Origin of the sequence: Streptomyces sp. NPDC008163 (assembly GCF_042956885.1) — a bacterium.
In the GTDB taxonomy this organism is placed as follows: Bacteria; Actinomycetota; Actinomycetes; order Streptomycetales; family Streptomycetaceae; genus Streptomyces; species Streptomyces drozdowiczii_A.
On the sequence record NZ_JBIBHG010000019.1, the window covers coordinates 21480 to 41557 of the forward strand.

Here is a 20078-nt window from a genome sequence, read left to right on the forward strand (position 1 = left end):
TCGCGGCGTGCGGTGCGTGCTCTCGGTGTGCCCGGATCACCCGGGCGGGGAGCGTCGCACGGTCGGCCGGGGCGTCGGCGCGGCTCACGCGGGGGCTTCGTGCTCGTCGTCGTCCGGTTCGGACGTGATCTGGTAGGACAGCAACTGCCGGAAGAGGCCCGGCTGTTCGGAGAGCTCGGCGTAGCTGCCCTCCTGGACGACGCGGCCCGCGTCGAGCACGACGACGCGGTCGGCGACGGCCACGTTCGCGATGCGGTGGGTCACCAGCAGCACCGCCCGGTCCCGGGCCAGGGTCCGCAGCCGCTGGAAGATGCGGAACTCGGCTCGCGGGTCGAGGTTGGCCGTCGGCTCGTCCAGGACCAGAAGCCCGGCCTGGCGGAAGAAGGCTCGGGCCAGGGCGATGCGCTGCCACTGGCCGCCGCTGAGCTCCTCGCCGTTGAGCCATTCGCGGGCCAGGAGGGTATCCAGGCCGGCGCCGAGCTTGTCGACCACCTCGTCGGCGTCGGCCGCCTCGCACGCCTCCCGGACCGCCGCGTCGCCGCGCGCGGTGGGCTGCCCCTGGGTGACGTTCTCGCGGACGGTCAGCGGCCAGTGCGCATAGTCCTGCGGCACGAGGGCGACCTGCCGCCACAGAGCCTGCGGGTCGGCCTCGGTGGTGGGGACGCCGTCCCACAGCACCTTCCCGTCGGTGGGCAGGTAGAGGCCGCTGACCAGCTTCGACAGCGTCGACTTGCCCGAGCCGTTGAAGCCCACGAGCGCGGTGACCTCGCCCCGGCGCAGGGTGAGGGAGACTTCGGAGAGGGCATCGTGCTCCTTGCCCGCGTAGCGGTGGGTGACCGACCTGACCTCGATCGTCTCCGGCGGCGCGGGGTGGTGCGGGCCCCGGCGCATGCGGAAGCCGCCCGCCTTGTCGAGGAAGCCGGTCCAGTCGTCCATGTAGAGGCCCGTCCGCACGGCGCGCGCACCGACGGCCACCAGGCCGCGCACCGACATGCCGGCGGTCTGCAGCGCGAAGACGGCCGTACCGGCGTGGCCGACGCTGATCCGCCCGGTCGCGAGCAGCCACACGACCGCCGCCCACACCACCGCCGACCCCAGCCCCCCGCACACCGCGCCGGTCAGGGACATCCGCGCGCCCTGGTCGGCCGCGGCCCGGTCCTCGTCGTTGATACGGGCGACGGTGTCCCGGTACCGGCCGGACAGGAACCCGGCCATGGTGCCGGCGCGGATCTGGTCGGCGGCGTCCTTGGTGTAGATGTGCCAGCGCAGCACGGACAGCATCCGGTTGTCGCCGTTGCTGCGCAGGTTGGCCAGGTAGCGCACGCGGGCGGCGCTGACCTGGGCCACGGCCTGCGGCAGGCTCGCCGCGACGAGGAGGGGCAGCAGCACCCAGTGCACACCGGCGAGTACGACGGCCCCGGCGAGGAAGGCGGCGGCCGAGGCGATCAGGTCCTGACCCTCGTTGATCAGGTCGCCGGTGACCTGGGCACCGCGGTCGGCGGCCTCGCGGTCACGGTTGAAGTCGGGGTCGTCGTACGCGCACAGTTCGACCTCGGCGCAGCCGGTGAGGAGCATCTGCTCGGCCTCGCGGGACATCAGCGGACCCAGCCTGGAGGAGAGCCAGTTGACGGTGATGCCGAGGAGCGCGCGCACTCCGGCGGCCCCGGCGAGCAGGGCGACGGACGGCCACGCATCGAGGAGGCGGTGGTAGACGTCCCCGTCCCGCAGCAGGGCCGTCAGGGTGCCCGCGACGGCGACGAGGCCCAGGGCCTGCATCACCCCGGTGACCAGCTGGCACAACAGCAGGCCGACGGTCGCCCGCCGGTCGACCCGCCAGGCCAGGGCCAGCGAGCGGCGCACCAGCTGCGGAAGGCGGCGGGCCATGTCGCGCATCCGGATCGACCGGCCGGCAGCCTCGCGGCTGCCGGTGAGGTCGACGTAACGCATCTGCGCCCCGGGGGCGGGCGCCAAGGGGACGGTACGGGGTCCCGGGACGCTGTTGTTCGATTTCTGGAGGCTGTCGCGAGGGGGAGGGGTGGGGTGCACGGCGTTCCTCCGTCTGGGCGTCGATGTGGCACTGATGCTCTAAAAACGCGGCGGATCCGGTCCCGTAACGGCCGGATCGGAGGGCATTTAGTGAACGCAAGTTCTATTGGAGGGGTCAGACCGTGGGGCTTCTATGCTGTCGCCGCTGAAACTCGTTCGATCAGGTCGGCTCACCCCTGCGGGGGATTGCGGGCACGGTGCGGCTGTCCGGGCCACACCCGTAAGGTCGCCGTATGACGACACTCGTTACCGGCAGCGCGTACGACGCGTTCCGAGCCGACGCCGTACGCGATCACGAGGCGCTGCGCCGGGCCTACGAACTCCCGAAGGAAACGGCGCTGCGCAAGCAGACGGACGAACTCAACGAGCAGACACGGCAGATGATCGCCTGCTCGTCACTGGTCCTGGTCGCCAGCGCGGACGCGGAGGGGCGCTGCGACGTCTCCCCGCGCGGCGGACCCGCGGGCTTCGTCGCGGTCCTGGACGCGCGGACGGTGGCGATACCCGACGCGACCGGGAACAAGCGGCTGGACACCCTGCAGAACGTCATCGCCACCGGCCGGGCCGGACTGCTGTTCATCGTCCCGGGGCGCACCACGACGCTCCGCGTGAACGGGCGGGCATGCGTCTCCACGCGCCCGGAACTGCTGGACCGGCTGACCCCCGTGGGCAAGCCGCCCGCCAGCGCGCTGGTGGTGGGCATCGAGGAGGTCTATCCGCACTGCCCCAAGTCCCTTCTGCGCAGCGGGGCCTGGAAGCCGGAGCAGTGGCTGTCGGCGGACGACCAGCCGGCCTCCGCCGAGGTGACGCTCGCTCAGCTCCGGATGCCCGAGCTCACGATCGCCGACATCGAGCAGGCAGAGGCGGATTCACTGAAGTACCGCTACGAGTAGCGGCGGCGCCCGCCGACCGCCGGGAGGACGGGAGGGTGTTCGGTGAAACCGTCGTCGCCCGTGCGCCGTCTCCTCTAGCCTGACCAGTCGTTTGTGCGCCCGCGGGCGCATGGTGTCGAAGGAGGACGTGCCTGTGCGGGCCCTGCGGGCGGACGATCCAGTACGCGTGGCGGATTACCGGCTGCTCGGCCGGCTCGGCGAGGGCGGGATGGGCGTGGTGTATCTCGCCCGGTCCCCTCGCGGCCGCATGGTGGCGGTCAAGTCGATCCGGCTCGAACTCGCGGCGCTGCCGGACTTCCGGCTCCGGTTCGCCGAGGAGGTCGCCATCGCCCAACGCGTGGGTGGCGACTGGACGGCCGCTGTGCTCGACGCCGACCCGCACGCCGACCGGCCCTGGGTCGCCACGGCGTACGTCCCCGGTCCCACCCTCGCCGAGGTGGTGGCCAGTCACGGGCCGCTTCCGGAGCGCTCGGTACGCGGGCTGGCATCCGGGCTCTGCGACGCGCTGGCCGACATCCACGCGGCCGGGCTCGTCCACCGCGACCTGAAACCCTCCAACGTCATGATCACCATCGACGGTCCCAAGGTGATCGACTTCGGGATCGTCCGTGCCCTGGACGGCCCGACCCACGGGGGACTGACCTCCACCGGGGTGGTCGTCGGCTCCCCGGGCTTCATGGCACCCGAGCAGGTACGCGGCGAACGGCTCACCACCGCCTGCGACATCTTCTCGCTGGGCTCGGTCCTCGCCTTCGCCGCCGGCGGACGTCTCCCCTTCGACACGGCCGAGGGGCGCCCGCACGCCCTCATGTACCGGGTGGTGCACGAGGAACCCGACCTCACCGGCGTTCCGGAGGCCCTGCTCCCGCTGGTCGGCGACTGCCTCGCCAAGGACCCGGAGGCCAGGCCGTCGCTCGCCACGCTCCGGACGCGTGAAGAGACGCAGTTCCGGCATCTCGGCCCGTGGCTCCCCGCGCCGGTCCTGGCCAGGCTCGGGCAGGACGCGGCGCAGCTGCTGGAGCACGAGGACCCCGGCACCGTTCTGACCAGGGAGGGCGGCCCGGCCCCGGCCCAGCCGTCCGAGGACGAGATCCTGACCGTTCCGGCCCAGCGCCCCGTCACCGCCCCCGTCACCGCTCCGGCGGAGCCGGAGCCCCCGCTCAGCACGGCAGGGCGCACCCTGGCCGAGGAACGCAACGGGCGCAACGGCCCGGCCCCGTCCACGGTGGCCGTGTACGCGACCCTCGCCCTGTTCGGGCTGGCGGCGCTGGGCACCACGATCACCCAGCTGAACCTGCTGGGCGACACGGTTTCGAGATCCTGGCAGATGGACGAGGACACGGCCTACCCCTGGGGCTACATCCAGACCGGGGCGGCGATCGCCTTCGTCGTCTCCTGGTTGATCTGGTGCGCCAAAATGCGGTCGGTCGCCGAGGAGTTCGCCCCCGGACGGCTGCGATACGGGCCTCGGCTCGCCGTCCTCTCGTGGTTCATTCCGCTGGGCAACCTCTACCTGCCCAAGCAGATCGCCAACGATGTCTGGCACGCCTCCAGCCCGACGTCCCTCGGCGGCGCCATGGCACCGGCGACCCGGCTCCACGTCTGGTGGGGATGCGCGGTCTTCACGATCGTGACGTCGCCGCTGTACTGGTACGTGGCGGCGTACGAGTGGGCGGACACCGACGACTTCACCCAGCACGACAACGGGGCGGAGTTCCTGAGCGACTCCTATGACAGCTGGTACACGTACGACATGGCAGAGGGCGCATGGCTGGGCCTGGTCCTCCGTATCCTCGTGCTCCCCGCCGTGGTGGCGACCGCCCTGTACGTGTCCCGGCTGACCGCGATGCAGCAGGCGCGTCGCACCGGCTGACGCCGCCACGGCTAGGACATGTCGCCCCGGCACACCGTCCCCGGGGCCGGTGTGCGCCCCGTGCGGAGGTAGCGGTCGACCGCCTTCACGACGCAGCGGTTCTGCGGGTACGTCCCGTGCCCCTCCTCCTCGGCCGTCAGGAGCACGCCCACGCCGTCGCCCAGAGCGCGGGCCATGTGCTGCGAACCGGTGTACGGGGTGACCGGGTCACCGGAGCCGCCGACCACCAGGATGGGGTCCGCGCCCTCGGCGTCCACCTGCGGGGTGACCCGCTCCCCGGCGAACGGCCAGTCGTAGCAGAGGTAGACGCCGCTGGACCAGGCCGCGCCGAATACGGGCGACGCGGCCTCGACGCGCCCCGAGTCCCGGTCGAGGCGTTCGACGCCGGGGCGCAGGCCGGAGTCCGCGCACGTGATCGCGATCAGGGCGGCGCGGCTGCTGTCCTGCGGGGATGCCGCCGGATCGGCGGAGCCGGTGCGATCCGAGCCCTTGGCCAGCGGGCGGGCGTCGTTGTGGTCGATCAGCGCCGTGAGCGCCTCGGCCAGGGGCGGCCAGCCCTCCGTGCCACGGGCGAGATGGTCGCTGACGGCGTACGCGAGGTCGTCGGCGTCATAGGTCCTGCCGCCGCCGGCCGGGGCGGGCTTCTTCTCCAGACGGTCGGCCAGACGCGCCATGCGGCGGGCGGCCTCCTCGGGCCCGTCGCCGGTCGGGCAGTCGTGGATGTGGGCCGCGCAGTGCGCCGCGAACCGGTCGAACGCCGCCTGGACCGCCTCGACCTGCGCCACCTGCTCCTCGTCGAGGTCCACGGTCGGATCGACCGACGCTTCGAGGACGAGCCGCCCGACGTGCGACGGGTACAAGTGGGCGTACGCCGCGCCGAGCGCCGTGCCGTACGAGATGCCGAAGTAGTGCATGCGCTTGTCGCCGAGGAGATAGCGCATCAGGTCGAGGTCGCGCGCGGTGCGCGTGGTGCCGACGTACGGGAGGAGCGCCCCGGAGTGCTCGACGCAGGCGTCGTTCCCCTCGAATCCGGTGTCGTCCGCGGTCTTCCCGCAGCGCACGGGGATGGTCGCGCCCACGCCGCGCGGGTCGAAGGAGACCAGGTCGTAGCGGTCGAGCAGATGCCCGTACTGGCGGATGCGCGCGGGCAGTCCGTTCACGCCGGACACGCCGGGGCCACCGAAGTCGAGGACGAGGGAACCGATGCGCATGCTGTTCCGCCCGGTGGCCTTGAGGCGTATCAGGGCGACGTCGATCGTCCGGCCGTCCGGCTTCCGGTAGTCCAGGGGGGCCTTCATGACAGCGCATTCGTAGCCCTCGCGCGCGCTCGCCGGAGCGGTGCAGCGGGACCAGCGGAGGTGCTGACGTGTGGTGAGCGCTGCGGGCAGCCCGGAGGGCGGGTTGGTCGCGGTGAACTCCGTACGCGGCTCCGGGGCCGGGTGCCGCGCGTCGTACCGGAGCCAGGAGACGACCGTCCCGAGCGCGATGAGGACGAGGACCACGACGATGCGCGCACCGGTCGGGACGCCCGGTCCGCGGCGTCCTGCCGGATGCGTGTCACTCATGGAACCCCCGCGTTCCCACCCCTGGGCGCGCCCCGTACCCGCGCGCCCGAACTGATGCCCGTCGAACGTGTGCAGCGTACAGCCGCTTCCGGGAGGGTGGGCGTCGTGGCCCGTCGCGTGGCTGTGCCGTCGCTGGGACGAGCCTGTGTCATTCCTGGACCAGGGTGAGTGGGGCGGCGCGGCGCGCCTCATTGACGCACTGCCGTCGCCGTGTCGCCACGTCCGTTCCGGCTGTCGTACAGCACAGCCCCTACCGCGAGTTAGGTCAAAATGATACGCAAGGGACGCATCGTCTTCGCAGTCGCCCTCACCACCCTGGGCCTCGGGCTCACGGCCTGCAATAACGGCGACAGCGAGGCAGTGGGGCGGGAATCGCCTTCGGCCTCCGCCCCGGCTTCGCCCGCCCCGAGCAGCGAAAGCCCTTCCACGGAGCCCAGCGACGACGCTTCCACCGCACCCGGTGGTGACGTCGCCGCACCGGGCACGAAGCTCAAGGTCGGTGACCGCGCGGTCGTGCCGTTCAAGTACGGAACGTCAAAGGAGGGCACGGTCGCCGTCACGGTCACGGCGATCGAGAAGGGCGCCCAGGCCGACATGGCCCCCTTCGGCGACAAGGCGAAGGGCATGACGCCCTATTACATCCGGATGAAGGTGGAGAACGTCGGCGGCACCGACCTCTCGTACTCGTCGCTGCGGCTGCGCGGCAAGCTGGCGGGCGGCGCGCCCACGGGCGTCATCCTGATCGGTGACCTCCCGGGCGAGTGCGACAGCGAGACGGCCCCGCGCGACTTCACCACCAAGGGCGCCTCGTACGAGACGTGCTCGCTCAGCGCCACGAAGACCGACCCCATCACGGTCGCCTCGTTCGAGGAGGGTGACGCGTACAGCGACAGCCCGGTCCTCTGGACCAGCTGACCACCCGCTGCCTCGACAGCGCCCGGCCTGCGCCCCGCACGCCGGGCGCTGTCAGCCGAGTGCGCTCAGCGCCCGCATCGCCTCGTGCTCCACGCGTGCGAGCTCACGGAGCACCGCCCCGGCCTCCGCGAGCCGCGCCGCGTCGCCGGTCCGCCCGGCCACCGCGAGGAGCGCCGCCACCTGCGTCCACAACCCGGCGGCCTCGGTGTAGAGGGCGTGGCCGGTGCGCAGACGGGGGCCGGCGACGACCTCACCGCACTCGGCGAGGAAGTCCCGGTACAGATTCCTGAACAGCGCCCCACCGGTACCGCCCCGCTCCATCAGCTCAGCGGTCCGCGCCACGCCTTCGCGCGGATCACCGGGCCGGTCGAGCCACTTGGGCACCTGCCGGGCGGCCTTGGCGATGCCCCGGTGACCCAGGTTCGCGATGGGCGGGTTGAGGAAGGCGTCGGCGCAGCCGGCGATCGCCGGTACGACGCACTCCTTGAGCGGCACGGGCGCGCTGCCGTGGAGCGCGAGCCGGAACGACCGGTGCCGGGCCGTCATGGGCCCCCGCTCGGCCCGGGCCGCGGCGAGTGAGGTCAGGCTGGTGGTTACGGCCCCGCCCTGCGCACCGGTGTCCACGAGGTGGGCGTCCTGCTCGTCGTATCCGTACATCGCCACGACATGACCGCCGAAGTGCACCTTCGTACGGAAGTACTCCAGATGGAAGCTGTCGAGCTGCAGCCCGACGGGCGACCCGCCGTCGAGCGCCGCCACGACGTTCCGCCACGCCGTGCGCGGAGAGGAGGTCTCCGAGACGAGGAGTTCGGCACCCAGCCGGGGCGCCAGCTCCCTGCTGAGCTCGAACGGTTTCACCCGCCCGCCGAGAAACGGAAACCCCATGGCCTTGCTGTCCCAGTAGACGAAGGACAAGCCGCTCCCGATCCCGAACAGCATGGCCTCGGACAGATCGACGCCCTCAGCCCGCAGCAGCACCCCCAGCGCGGTGGTCTCACAGTGCTCCGTGCCGCGCGACTCGATGCCTTGAAGGATGACCATGCGCCTCATCCTGAGCCCGGGACGCGGCTTGGACAAGCGGCGCGGCCGCGAAGCGCCATCACGCCCGCCGGGGCAGGCCGGAGGGCGGCTTCGTAGGAGCAACGGCCCAGTGGGGGGCCCGTGTTGGGCCTCGCCGAGGCGCCCGGAACCTCCGCGCGGAGTGTGCGCACACGAGGCGAGGGAGTCGACGCGTACCGGGTGCCCGCTCCGCACAATCTCCAAGTTCTGTTCACCGTATGGTCACATTATCGGTAGGCTCCGGGGTGCTCCATCCGCACCACCAAGGGGGAATCGCCATGCGCACCCGTCATGCCCTGACCGCCGCCGCAACCGTGGTTTCGGTCGTCTCGCTCGGCCTCGTCGCCGGCACTCCTGCCCAGGCCGCCGAGTACTCCTCGGTCCTGAAGATCAAGGGCGTCCAGTACGACGCACCGGGGCGTGACTCCAACAAGTGCTCGGGCGGCAACGCGGCGAGCGAATACTTGACGATCAAGAACTACTCGCGGACCACGACGGTCAACCTCAAGGGCTACGTCGTCAAGGACGCCACCGGGAACAGGTTCACCTTCACGAAGTCCCACACCCTGCAGCCCGGCGACTACGTGAAGCTCCGCGGCAACCGGGGGACCGACTCGGACGCGAAGAACGTCGTCTACCGCCAGAACTGCAACTTCATCTGGAACAACGACAAGGACACGATCTACCTCTACAAGCCCTCCGGCGCCCGCGCGGACGTCCACTCCTACACCAAGAAGGCCAACGACCGCGACGGCAACGGCTACATCACCTATCACGGGTAACGCGGCAGGACCCGGCGCGGGGCCGGCCGGGTCTCAGACGCTCCAGATCTCCTTGATGGTCCGCACTTCGCCCTTGGCGCCCAGGGTGATCTCGTAGACGTTGCCGAAGCAGCCGAACGGCGGTTCCACCTGCGGGTAGTCGTCGGTGGGGGCGCCGATCTCCTGGGCGTGGCAGCGGTCGATGTGCAGCGCCAGCTGTTCGTGGTCGACCTGCTTCCACTGACCGGGACCGTCCATCAGGGCAAGGTGCGCCTCGACGTCGTCGGGGAGCGCGTAGTGCTGGGTCGGGTCCGTTTCGTCGGCCCCGTAGATCCAGTCGTTGGGCGTGCAGTGGGGCTTGGCCTCCGCGGCCTCGAAGCCGCTGGAATCACGCATCAGCGTGATCTTCACCCGGCTGTGCCCGGAAGGCAGGGACGGCGGCTCTCCGCAGTCCTCCTCCTGCCCGCCGCCGGAGTCCGTCGTCCCCGAAGCCCTGGCGGACGGAGCGGAGGAGCCGCCGCTGCCGGGGCTCGCGAGTGCGCCTTGGGCGTCGGAGTCGTCCGGTCCGCAGGCGGCGACGCTCAGGGCGACGAGCAGTGTCATCACGCCAAGGGCGCGGCGAGTTGAGGTCATGGTCTTTCGTTCCCCCGGTGCGGATCGTTCAGGTGCGGTGATCGGCTATGAGGGTGTCAGCACTCCGTGCGGAGATGTTGACATCGCGTGCGCGAATCCTTGGCAGCGTGCGCGAACAGGCGGCGCCCGCCACGAAACCGGCAGTCATAAATTTTGCGTAAGATCAGGTGAGTGAAGCCGCGACTCCGGGGCACAGGACGTCTCGGAGGTTGATAAACATGGTTCCTGTCATTCTTGTTCTGCTGCTCGCTCTGCTTCTCTTCGGTGCCGGATTCGCGCTGAAGGCACTGTGGTGGATCGCCGTCATCGTGCTGGTCGTCTGGCTCCTCGGATTCGTGATCCGGCCGACGGCCAACGGCAAGCGGGGTCGCTGGTACCGGTGGTGAATTACTCACTGACCGGCCTTGATCCAACGGTGTAAAAGGGAATTTCACTTCAACGAAAGGGGCTTGCCGTGCTCGGTATAGTCGCTGCGGTGTTGTTCTTCATTTCGTTCCTGATCAACGCTGCGGATATCAGCACCAACGACGTTTTCTCCTCGACCAACGTGATGCTGCTGGGGCTCACGGCACTGGCCCTCCACGTGGCGGGGATAGGCAGTGGCTGGGCGCCGCGCAGGCGGTGACGTGCCACCTCGTGTCCCTGGCCGTGGACGAGCCCTCGACTTCGCAGTCGAGGGCTCGTTTCGCGTCCGTGACTCCCCTGCGACCCGGTGACTCCCCTACGACAGGGACAGAAGGCGGTCCAGGACCGCAGGGTCGGCCTTGACCCCGTCGTGCAGATGAGTCCCGGAGACCCAGGTGCGCAGACCACGCACCCGGGACGCCGTGCTCAGCGCGTGGTCGTGGTCGACGTACATGTCCTGGCGGTACACCGCCGCGGCGACCGGCACCCTGTTGGCCGCGAGGCGGTCGAGGTCGTAGAGGGCGGGCCAGTCGGTGCGGTGGGCGAGCGCCTCCGCGGCCGCCTTCAGCGGGACGAGGGCCGGGTCCTCGTCGAACATCCAGGGGTACATCATCTCGCCCGTGAAATGCAGCGGCCCGCCCGCGGAGGCGTCGAACTCGGGGAACTCCGCCCGGACCCGGTCGGCGGACCATGCCGTGGGACGGCCGCCCTGCGCGTAGATCGCCTCGTGCAGCACCGCGTACAGCGGACGCGGAGCGAGGGAGACGACGGAGTCGACGCCCCGCAGGAACGTGTCGGAGAGGACCGGCCCGCCCCGTCCGGGGACGAAGGCGCACTCCAGCAGATAGTGCAGTGAGTCGAAGGCCGACGCCGTGCCGAACGTGATCCCCAGCGTCTGGAACCGCCGTACCGACAGGCGCTCGCCCGACGGCATACGGACATCGTGGTCCGCCAGGTGCGCCGCGACGCGCTCGGCCGGGGCACGGTCGAGCGGGTAGCGCTCGAAGTACCGTGCGTTGGCGGCGAGCGTACGCCGGTACGCCGCGCGGTACACGTCATCGGCGTGCCCGGTGAGGGTGGGCAGACCACCGGTGATCAGGGCCCGGTCGAGGCCCTCGGGGGCGAGGCCGAGATAGGTGAGCGTGGCGAAGCCGCCGAAGCTCTGGCCGAGGACCGTCCAGGGCCGGTCGCCCTGCATCCGGCGGCGCAGCAGCTCCGCGTCGCGGACGATCGAATCGGCCCGGAAATAGGTGAGGTACCGGGCGGCATCGGCCCGGCCGGCCAGTGTGGTGCGGTCCGCCGGGGTGGACCGGCCGGTGCCGCGCTGGTCGAGGAGGACGACGCGGAACTCCTTCAGGGCGCGGCGCAGCCAGGCGCCCGCCGCGTTGGGGCGTTCCGCCCGCCCGCCCGGCCCGCCCTGGAGCCAGAGCAGCCGCGGCAGCTCACGGCCCTCCATGCCCTCGGCCACGACCTCCCGCGCGAAGACGGAGATGCCGGGCCCGTCGGGCCGGGCGTGGTCGAGCGGAACGTCGAGGGTGTGATCGGTGCAGACGAGGCCGCTGTGGCGGTACGTGATCTGGTCGTCGGTCAAGTCCGGCTCCTGGGGCGGGGTGTACGGGGGCGGGGCGGGGAAGCGGCGGTCAGTAGCCGGCGACGCCCAGCTCGCGGCAGATCTCGACCAGCTCGGGGTGCACGTACACGCCGTCCTTCTCGATGCACTCGCCGTCGAGGAAGATCGACGGGCCGAGGATCGAGCCGTCGGTGTGGGCGGCGGACACCCACGGTTCGCCGCCGATCCAGGCGCCCTTGGTGCCGATGCCCAGCTCCACGCAGCCGAAGACGCGCTCGTCCTCGACGATGCGGCCGGTCGGCGCCGGCACACCCGGGTTGAAGCCCAGGGACCAGTGGGCGACGCGGAACATGTTCGGGTCGTCCCAGGACTCCATCCAGCGGCGGAAGATCTCCGCGTCCTGGCCCTCGCCGTCGATCTTCGTGACGACGCCCTTCTCGACGGTGCAGCGGACCGGGGTGCGCAGCAGGCCGAGCTGGTCCGGCGGCCACAGGGCACCGTCGAAGACGAGCACGCCGTCCTGGGTCTCCTCCAGCGGGTTCCAGGAGATCTGGCCGGAGAGCATGACGGTCTCGCCGGGATTCTCGGCGGGCTTGCCCCGCAGGTTGATCGGGCGGTCGCCGTTGCGGCCGGTGATGTCGGTGCCGTTCGCCGAGGTGATGCGCACCTCGTCCGCATGCTCCAGGAGGCGGACCAGCGCCTTGCCGAGCTTGATGACACCCTCGAAGTCGGGGCGGCCGACCGTCGCCACGAGCATGTGCACGTCCATCGCGGTGAGGTTGGTGTAGCGGCAGCCGTTCGCCATCGCACGGCGGAACGCGTCGGAGTGCATCACGTACGAGACGGCGAACTCGATCCACACGTCGGCGTCGGCTATCGCACCGGCGACGGGGCGCGGCGGCTCCATGGAGGAGCTGGGCATCGTCTCGTACCAGACGACCACGGGGTGCGCCCCGGCCGCCGCGACGGCCTGCGCGGTGGCGTCCACGACCCGGCGGTCGCTGCTGGTGTCGCCGGTGAGGACGACGTGCTCGCCGGGCTTGACGAGCATGACCTGCTCGACGAGCTTGCGAGCGGCGAGGGCGAGTTCGTAGCTCAGGTACTCGGACCGGGGTTCGAGCCGGCTGAACATCTCCATGGATCTTCTCCTTGCGGTGGTGCGGGTGAGGGAAGGTGGTTTTCGGGGGAGGGGTCAGCTCGCCTTGATGATCTGGGCGGAGTCGCCCAGGGAACTGCCCGCGATGAGGCCGGCGCCGACCAGGTTCAGTTCCTCGTCGGCGGCCGGGCCGCGCCACCTGCGGTAGCCGACACGCAGGGCGAGCGCGGCGAGGACCATCCAGCAGGCGTTCGGGGTGAGGATCAGCAGGCCGGTCGCGAGCATGACGCCCATCTGCCGCCTGGTGCCGCCGATCAGCTGGATGGCGGCGCCGGGGATGGCCCAGAGCAGCAGGGTGCGCAGCACTCCCGGCTCGCCCAGGCCGTTCTTGACGGTGTCGGCGTAGACCTTGGCGACGGGCGGGATCAGCCCCTGCTTGAAGTACGACTGCCACAGGACCGCCACCACGACGAGCGCCGCGGCGAAGCCGATGAGGGCCGCGCGGAACTGCTCGCGGCGCCCCTCGCGCTCGTACGGGTCCCAGGGCCGGTGCTCGCGGCGCAGCAGCCACCCGGCCTTCAGGTCGTAGCCCATGTCGGCGAAGGCGGGGCCGGTGGCCGACACGTAACCGACCAGGAGCGCGAGCGGCACCGACGGGATGCCGATCAGCAGCCCCAGGACCAGGAAGATCAGAGTGACGGCGAACGACGGGAACCAGCCGGACTGCATCGCGGCGAGCCCGACGATCAGCTCGTGCACGAGTGCGGCGAACGCGGCGAACAGCACCCAGCCGAGCAGCCCCAGCGGACTCATGTCACCGATCAGCCCACCGAGGACGGCGAGCAGCACGGCCCCGGCGACGAACAGGGCGTAGCCGCGTACGAGCGCGCGGCGCAGTGCCTTCTCGTCGACGGTGTACGAGGTCGTCTCGTCGTGTCCCGCGAGGGTCGCCGCCGCAACGGGCTGCTCCGCGCGTCGGCGGACCAGCAGCACGACCGCCTGGCCGAGGGCGACGACGCCTGCGCCGACCATCACGCCGTGCGGAACGTACCCGGCGCCGAGGTCGGTGTGGAACAGGTCGGGGCCGAACTCGCGCAGACCGAGCCCTGTACCGAACATGAGCAGCGCCCAGACGTTGCCGAGGAAGGCGACACCGGCGGCGGACAGCGGCAGGCTGAAGAGCGTTCCGCCGAGCCCCACGAGCGTGCCCGCGCCGAGGACCAGGGCCCGCTTCCCGCCCTTGTCACCGGCCTTGATCGTCTCGGCGGCGGCCTGCCCGGGCGGCCAGGCGGCGTCGGCGGGCAGCAGCCGGGAGCCGAAGGAGCGGTAGAGCACCCAGGTGTCGATGAGCAGGCCCACGAAGGAACCGGCCAGCATCGGCCACACCAGGTCCTCGCGCCCGAAGACGTACGGCACCGCGATCGAGGTGAGCAGCGCGTTGGCGGAGGCGAAGGTGGCGGCGGAGATGGCGCTCTGGGCGAGATTCTGCCGTTGCACGGAGCGCATCGAGCGCAGCCCGGCGAGCGGGATGCGGCCGATGAGCATGGCGATCAGCGCGCCGACGACCGAGGTGTTGGCGGAGATCCCGAGCTTGGCGACGAGGTCCGCGCCGATGACGGCGCCGACGACGGACAGCACGGCGAGGACGACGAACACGACGGGTTCGCGCACGCGGGGGTGGCCGGCGCCGGAGGTTGCGTCGGCGGGGCCGGAGTCGGAGGGCGGCGGCGCGGTGGCCGACGGCGAGGTGTGATGCGACACGGAACACCCCTTGGTGGGTGGGCCCTGCCCCGGGACAGGGAGGGACTTTTCGGGCAGGCTGCGGTGATCCGCGCGTACTCCGGCACGACGCACGTCGTACGGATGCGGCCCGCCGGACAGTGCCGCCGGGCCGGGCGGGTCAGGAGCCGAAGGCGGCCGTGGCCTCCTCGGCTCCGGCCAGAACGAGTTCGGTGATGCGGTCGACGGCCCGGGCAACGCGGTGGGCGGGCCCGATGACGGTCAGCGAGGCGGCGATGCTGCCGGCCTGGAACACGGGGGCGGCCACGGCGGCGACGGCCTCGTCGTACTCGCCGTGACTGACGCTGTACCCCCGGGTGCGTACCTCCGCGTACCGGGCCAGGAGGGTGTCGAGGCCGGTGACGGTGTGGTCGTTGAAACGTTGGAGCGGGGTGGCTCCGAACAGGCGGCGGATCTCCGCCTCGGAGTAGTGGGCGAAGATGGCGTGGCCGGAAGCGCCGGCGTGGCCGGGCATCACGGCCCCGACGATCGCGGTGTAGCGGACCGGTCCGGTGCCGTCGACGGCGGCCGCGCACCGGTATCCGGCGCCCTGCGGCACGTTCAGCACGACGCTCTCGCCGGTCTCCCGCAGCAGCCCGGCCAGGATGGGCCGGACCAGCGACGGCAGCACACCGCTGTGCTCCCCGGCCCGGGCGAGCCGGGACACGGCAGGCCCGAGCCGGTAGCGGCGGGTGGTGGTGTCGCAGGTCAGGAAGGAGCGGGAGGCGAGCGTGGTGAGGATGCGCTGGGCGACGGCCTTGTCCCAGCCGTGCCGGCGCGCCATCTCGCTCACCCCCCACTCGGGGCGCCGCTCGGTGAACGACAGCAGGGCGAGCAGGGCCCGGTCCGCTCCCTGAAGCACGCCGGGCTGGGGCGGAGCCAGGACGTCCGCGTCGTCGCGCCGGCCGGCCTCGTGGCCGGTGCCGCCGGCGGACGCTCCGCTCACCTCGTTCATGGCCTCGTCCCTTTCCTCGCTGATCCGGTGCGCTCAGCGCAACGTCGTTGCGCTGAGCGGTGAGAACTATGTGATCAGCGAGGCGTGGTGTCAAGGGCGTTCTTCGGCACGGTGGCGGTCCGGACGAGGCCGCCGGCCGAGACCCGGGCCCCCGGCTACAGCCGCAGCAGCACCGCGCGGGTGCCCAGCACGGGCAGGTCGACGGTCGTGGCGCCCTCGTCGTCCGGCGTCAGGAGGTCACCGGCGCACCCCAGGTAATCGGCCGCGCGGGCCTCCCTGACGGGGAAGCCCGGGGTGATCCGGCAGGCGACCGGTTCCTCGGCGAAGGACTGGAGCCGGACGAGCACCTGGCCCGGGGCCGGCACGGTGAGCCCCACGACGCGCACGCGCCGGTCGCCGATGCCCAGCAATGCGTACGCGGCGTCCGGGGCCGGGCTCTCCTCGCCCAGAGCGCGGACGGCGAGCAGCGGGCGGCTGCCCACGGCCGCGGTGCGCATGCCCAGCACGGGCCCGCTGATGTGCGGGGCCTGTCCGAAGGACACGCTGTAGCGGAACACATGGTCGAACGCCTGCTCGGAGGGGAAGTTGGTGTCCCAGATGTTGTTGTGCACCCAGGAGAAGAGCGTGCCGGGCTCGTCCTGGGCCAGCGACTGCGGGTAGGGCACGTACGGGACGGCGATCCCGCCCACCTGGACGAGCGGCGCGTCCTGCGTGGCGACGGCCGCGACCACCTCGTCCTCCGCGAAGCTCACCCAGCGTCGTACCGCGCGCATGTGCTGAGCGGACCCCGGCACGACCGGCAGCCCGGTGCCCGTCATGCCGCCGGTCGCCTCCATGCGGACGACAGGCCGGCGCATCGCGAAGGGGAACGCGAAGAACGCGCTCTCCTTGGTCAGCGTCGCGGGCTTCACGATCCTGTTCTCCAGATCGATCCGGGCCTGCCCGTGCGGCAGATGGACGCGCACCCGCAGCCGCTCGGTGCCGGCCGGGGCGCACTCGTAGACCAGGGTCTCGCCCGTGGCGTCGCGGAAACGGTCCACCAGGGCGGCCGGGGGCGCGGCCGTGCGGGAGGCGAGAAGATGCATCGACCCGTCCGCTGTGGTCTTGCTCGACTGATGGTTGAAGCCGCCCGCCGTGGCGTACTCGTCGTACACATAGGCGTTGAGCCCCACCGTGGCGTCCTGTCGCACCAGCTCCCGGCCGGTGCGCTTGTCGACCACCGAGCCGATCCACGCCGACCGCAGGTCCACCCGCACCCGCAGGAACTCGTTCTCCAGGACGCCCGGCTCCTCGGAACGGCTCTCCGGGACGGCCGGCGGCTCCTGTCCCGGGACGACGTCCACCCGTACCGCGCCATGCCCCGGCACCTCCGGGAGCCGGAACAGCAGGAAGCGGCCCGCCGCCCGGTGCAGCTCGTTGGTCTGCGCCTCCTCGGTGTGCTCCAGCAACGAGCCGTCGCGCGCGTCGAGCACCCGGACCGGGTCCTCCAGCGCGACCGTGCTCTCGGGAAGGAACAGCCGGACCGCCTCCGACCGCGGCCAGCTGCACGTATTGGTCACGTAGAAACCGGCGAGCGTTCCCTCGCGCGGGGAGAGCCGGCCGCCGAGCGCCGCACCAGCGCCGTCCAGGAGCGTCTTCGCGTCGTCGTGGGCGCGCAGCGCCTGGGCGTACTTCCAGTGCCACTGACGCTCACCGGAGGCGTGCCCGTGGTCGCCGTGCGTCCAGGGATCGCCACCGCCCCAGGTGTGCTCGTTGAACAGGGAGGCGGCCCGGTAGACCTCGGGCGCCGAAGCCGTGGTGCCCGAACCCGCCGCGCCGAGGATCTCCGCGTGCCCGGCGACCGTCTGGGCGTCGGCCAGCGCCGCCTGACCGTCCCGGGTGGCGGCCAGCGGGACCGCGCCGGCCCCGACCCCGTCCACCCACCAGTCGCTCCAGTCGCCCTCGAAGGTCTCCAGACGGTCCCCGTAACGGGCCTCCGCGTCGAGGAAGAAGTCCTCGTTGCGCGAGGTCCGCAGGGCGGGGAAGGCCCATTCCTCGTTCCACCTGCGCACGGTGTCCGCGATGACGCGGCGCGGCGGGCCGTTGTCCGCGAACTTGCCCAGGACCCGCAGGTGCAGGACGTCCCACGGATACGGATCGCCCTTGAACTCCTCGTCCAGGACCGGGAATCCGGGGATGCCCCGCCCCTCGTGCGGATACTGCCGGGTGGCCAGCGCCGACAGATAGTGCGGCAGCAGGTCGTCGACCCGGTCGTAGGACTCGTCGAAGCCCAGGATCGACCCCTCCATGTACGCCAGCCCGTGCGGGGTGTCGGTACGCCAGACCAGCACACTGCGTCCGCCCGGCGCACGCCACCGGAACAGCCGGGGCAGCGCCCCGCCGCCGGTGTGGTGCGGCACCGCCCGGCCCGCCCAGTTGTGGGCGACCGAGAGATAGCGGATGCCGCTGTCGGCGAGCACGTCGGGCAGGCCCACCACCTGACCGGGGACGTCCGTCTGCATGGCCGTGGTGACGTCGATGCCGTGCCGGGCGCGCAGTTCGCGTACCGGGCGCAGCAACTCGTGCAGTTCGTCCGTCGAGCACGTCTCCGTGTGCAGGTTGAAGGGCATCGCGGTCAGCTCGATACGCCCCTGACGCACCCGCTCCAGGAACTGCGCGACCTGCTCCGGCGGCCGGTTCGCCGACCAGTTCTCGAAGCTGAAGAACCCTTCGACGGCCCAGCGGAACTTCGACGCGTCGGGCCGGTCGTCCGTCGTACGGCACAGTTCGAGCAGGGAGTCGAGGTACTTGCGGCCCTCGGCGAACACGGTGCCCTGAGGGTCGGTGTAGCCGATGTCGAGATGGGCGTGCTGGACCAGGTGCAGCGTCCAGTGCCGCTGCGGGGTCAGCAGCACCTCGACGTGTTCGCCGGGAGCCAGGTCGGGCAGCTCGACCAGCACCGGCAGCGGAGCTTCGACCTCCGGGACCAGCATCCGGGTCTCGCCGGCCGGTCCGGGTATCAGCTCGCTGCGGACGGAGGCGCCGGACAGGGTGGTGACCGCGGCCCGGGCGAGAGGGCGGCCGGCCTGGATCCGCACGGACTGCAGGAGCCCGCCGTTGCCGTCGTGGCGCAGCAGCGGTTCGCAGGAGAGCCGGACGGGGTGTCCGCCGAGGACACCGGTGGCGCTCACACCGCGGTCGCGCAGGATGTCGCGGGCGATGTCGGAGTCCCACCAGGAGGGGCGGGACAGATCGGGGCGGGGCATGGAGAGTGTTCTCCGCTCTGGCATGGTGCCGGTTCGGTGCGTGGGGCGGGCGGGAAGAGACGGGGGTCAGGAGGGCTCGTCGGCGAGGCCCGCGAAGATCTGGACCATCGCGGACTGCTCCAGGGTTTCGGCGGAGGCGGTCGGCTCGTAGTCGCCGCCGCCCGAGGGCTGGAAGCGGAAGAGGCCGTCGGCGGGGTCGCGGTTCTCCTGCCACACCCGCTCGGCGTAGGCGCTCTCCGTCTGCCGGTAGGCCGGGTCGTGGCGGATCCGGTCCAGCATCCGGAGGTTGTCGAAGTAGATCGCGTTGAAGATCGCCGGCTGGTCGTGCAGCCGCTCGCCCTCCTTCCAGTACGCGAGCGAGCCCTCGGCGTCCTGTACGGCACGGTCGAGATACGTGCGGTCCCCGGTCGCCCGGTAGAGCGTGGTGGCGGTGCCGATCATGGCCCCGGAGTTGTACGTCCACAGGGTGGAGTTGACGGAGCCGTCGTCGCCGAGGCTGTTGCGGTACAGGCCGGGGGACTGGCGCAGGCACGACCAGTTCCACTCGTACCACCGCCGCGCGCTCGTCAGGTAGCGGCTCCGGTGCGTCTCCTGGTGGAGCCGGGCGGCCAGTTCCGCCGCCAGGCCCGTGACGTTGGCGGCGCGCATGTCGTTGGCCGGGGAGTCGACCCAGCGCATCCCGCCGGGGCACTCCTTGGCCGGGTCGTCGTCCCAGCCGCGGCTGACGATGTCGAAGGTCAGCTCGGCCCGGTGCAGGTAGGCGGCGTCGCCGGTGGCCTCGTACTGGTCCAGCAGCGTCAGCCCGACCACGGAGTTGTCGTCGTAGAAGACGTCACCCCCCTGCCCGAGCGGTGCCGGGAGGTACGAGTCGTAGCCGGGCCTGCCGTCGCGCGGCTCGAAGTACAGCTCCAGGGTCGTGAAGCGTTCCGCCGCGTCCGCCGTGTAGCGCCCGCCGGACCCGGGAAGGCCGGCCATGTCGACCGTCGCGGCCGCCGCCTCCCGCATCGGCCACAGATAGGAATGGGCGTTGTCGGCGCTGCGGGGCGGGGTCGCTTCCCGGTAGAGGCCGTGGTCCTCCGGGCCCTGGTACAGATGGCGCTGCAGCGCGTCGTACGTCCGCACGGCACGGTTCTTCCAGGGACCGGCCGTCGGATGCGACGCCGCGAGGGCGGGGGAAGAGCCGAGCGCCGTGCAGAGCAGGGGTGCTGCGGCCAGGGCGAGAGCGGTGCGGGCGGAGAGTTTCACCGGGATGCCTTTCGGGAATCGGCTCGGGGCGTCGGTGC

General features: G+C 71.6%; 16 protein-coding genes. 6 read left to right on the top strand and 10 right to left on the bottom strand.

Annotation, left to right across the window (positions count from 1 at the left end; all coding sequences use genetic code 11):
* Positions 1–84: 84 nt before the first annotated feature.
* Positions 85–1947, bottom strand: a complete 1863-nt coding sequence (locus tag ACFZAT_RS31695) for an ATP-binding cassette domain-containing protein (RefSeq protein ID WP_391269207.1) — start codon at positions 1945–1947, stop codon at positions 85–87.
* A 332-nt stretch (positions 1948–2279) separates the two neighbouring features.
* Between ACFZAT_RS31695 and ACFZAT_RS31700 the strand changes: the two genes are divergently transcribed.
* Together ACFZAT_RS31700 and ACFZAT_RS31705 are read left to right on the top strand one after the other, a co-directional pair.
* On the top strand, positions 2280–2939 hold the full coding sequence (locus ACFZAT_RS31700) for an MSMEG_1061 family FMN-dependent PPOX-type flavoprotein (RefSeq protein WP_391269081.1): 660 nt from the start codon (positions 2280–2282) through the stop codon (positions 2937–2939).
* Positions 2940–3066: 127 nt separating this feature from the next.
* Positions 3067–4812, top strand: a complete 1746-nt coding sequence (locus ACFZAT_RS31705) for a protein kinase (protein WP_391269082.1) — start codon at positions 3067–3069, stop codon at positions 4810–4812.
* An 11-nt stretch (positions 4813–4823) separates the two neighbouring features.
* On the opposite strand, the gene ACFZAT_RS31710 is transcribed toward ACFZAT_RS31705, so the two are convergent.
* Positions 4824–6377 (bottom strand): alpha/beta fold hydrolase, encoded by a 1554-nt coding sequence (locus ACFZAT_RS31710; protein WP_391269085.1) that lies wholly within the window; start codon positions 6375–6377, stop codon positions 4824–4826.
* A gap of 270 nt (positions 6378–6647) precedes the next feature.
* On the opposite strand from ACFZAT_RS31710, the gene ACFZAT_RS31715 reads away from it, so the two are divergent.
* Positions 6648–7292 (top strand): hypothetical protein, encoded by a 645-nt coding sequence (locus ACFZAT_RS31715; RefSeq protein WP_391269087.1) that lies wholly within the window; start codon positions 6648–6650, stop codon positions 7290–7292.
* A gap of 51 nt (positions 7293–7343) precedes the next feature.
* On the opposite strand, the gene ACFZAT_RS31720 is transcribed toward ACFZAT_RS31715, so the two are convergent.
* The gene (locus tag ACFZAT_RS31720; RefSeq protein ID WP_391269089.1) at positions 7344–8333 is read right to left on the bottom strand and encodes a DUF4872 domain-containing protein; all 990 of its coding nucleotides are present in this window, start codon (positions 8331–8333) and stop codon (positions 7344–7346) included.
* A gap of 296 nt (positions 8334–8629) precedes the next feature.
* Here ACFZAT_RS31720 and ACFZAT_RS31725 point away from each other — a divergent pair, with 296 nt between their 5' ends.
* On the top strand, positions 8630–9133 hold the full coding sequence (locus ACFZAT_RS31725) for a lamin tail domain-containing protein (protein WP_391269091.1): 504 nt from the start codon (positions 8630–8632) through the stop codon (positions 9131–9133).
* Positions 9134–9166: 33 nt separating this feature from the next.
* Here the strand turns inward: ACFZAT_RS31725 and ACFZAT_RS31730 are convergent, their stop codons facing one another.
* On the bottom strand, positions 9167–9745 hold the full coding sequence (locus ACFZAT_RS31730; protein WP_391269093.1) for a hypothetical protein: 579 nt from the start codon (positions 9743–9745) through the stop codon (positions 9167–9169).
* Between the two features lie 218 nt (positions 9746–9963).
* Between ACFZAT_RS31730 and ACFZAT_RS31735 the strand changes: the two genes are divergently transcribed.
* Positions 9964–10131, top strand: coding sequence for a hydrophobic protein (locus ACFZAT_RS31735; protein ID WP_073969255.1), 168 nt, complete (start codon positions 9964–9966; stop codon positions 10129–10131).
* Positions 10132–10220: 89 nt separating this feature from the next.
* A complete protein-coding gene (locus tag ACFZAT_RS31740) occupies positions 10221–10370 on the top strand; it encodes a hypothetical protein (RefSeq protein ID WP_391269211.1) in 150 nt (49 codons plus the stop codon).
* A 96-nt stretch (positions 10371–10466) separates the two neighbouring features.
* Here the strand turns inward: ACFZAT_RS31740 and ACFZAT_RS31745 are convergent, their stop codons facing one another.
* The 6 genes from ACFZAT_RS31745 to ACFZAT_RS31770 form a co-directional block, all read right to left on the bottom strand.
* Positions 10467–11741, bottom strand: coding sequence for an alpha/beta fold hydrolase (locus tag ACFZAT_RS31745; protein WP_391269095.1), 1275 nt, complete (start codon positions 11739–11741; stop codon positions 10467–10469).
* Positions 11742–11790: 49 nt separating this feature from the next.
* Complete coding sequence (locus ACFZAT_RS31750; RefSeq protein WP_391269097.1) at positions 11791–12858, bottom strand: hypothetical protein; 1068 nt, start codon at positions 12856–12858, stop codon at positions 11791–11793.
* A 54-nt stretch (positions 12859–12912) separates the two neighbouring features.
* On the bottom strand, positions 12913–14577 hold the full coding sequence (locus ACFZAT_RS31755; protein ID WP_391269100.1) for an OPT/YSL family transporter: 1665 nt from the start codon (positions 14575–14577) through the stop codon (positions 12913–12915).
* 139 nt (positions 14578–14716) lie between these two features.
* Complete coding sequence (locus ACFZAT_RS31760) at positions 14717–15550, bottom strand: IclR family transcriptional regulator C-terminal domain-containing protein (RefSeq protein WP_391269102.1); 834 nt, start codon at positions 15548–15550, stop codon at positions 14717–14719.
* A gap of 155 nt (positions 15551–15705) precedes the next feature.
* Positions 15706–18795: an alpha-mannosidase gene (locus ACFZAT_RS31765; protein ID WP_391269105.1), complete on the bottom strand. Its 3090-nt coding sequence runs from the start codon at positions 18793–18795 to the stop codon at positions 15706–15708.
* Between the two features lie 66 nt (positions 18796–18861).
* Entirely contained in the window at positions 18862–20040 is a 1179-nt protein-coding gene (locus tag ACFZAT_RS31770) for a glycoside hydrolase family 76 protein (protein WP_391269107.1), read from the bottom strand.
* Positions 20041–20078: the final 38 nt, after the last annotated feature.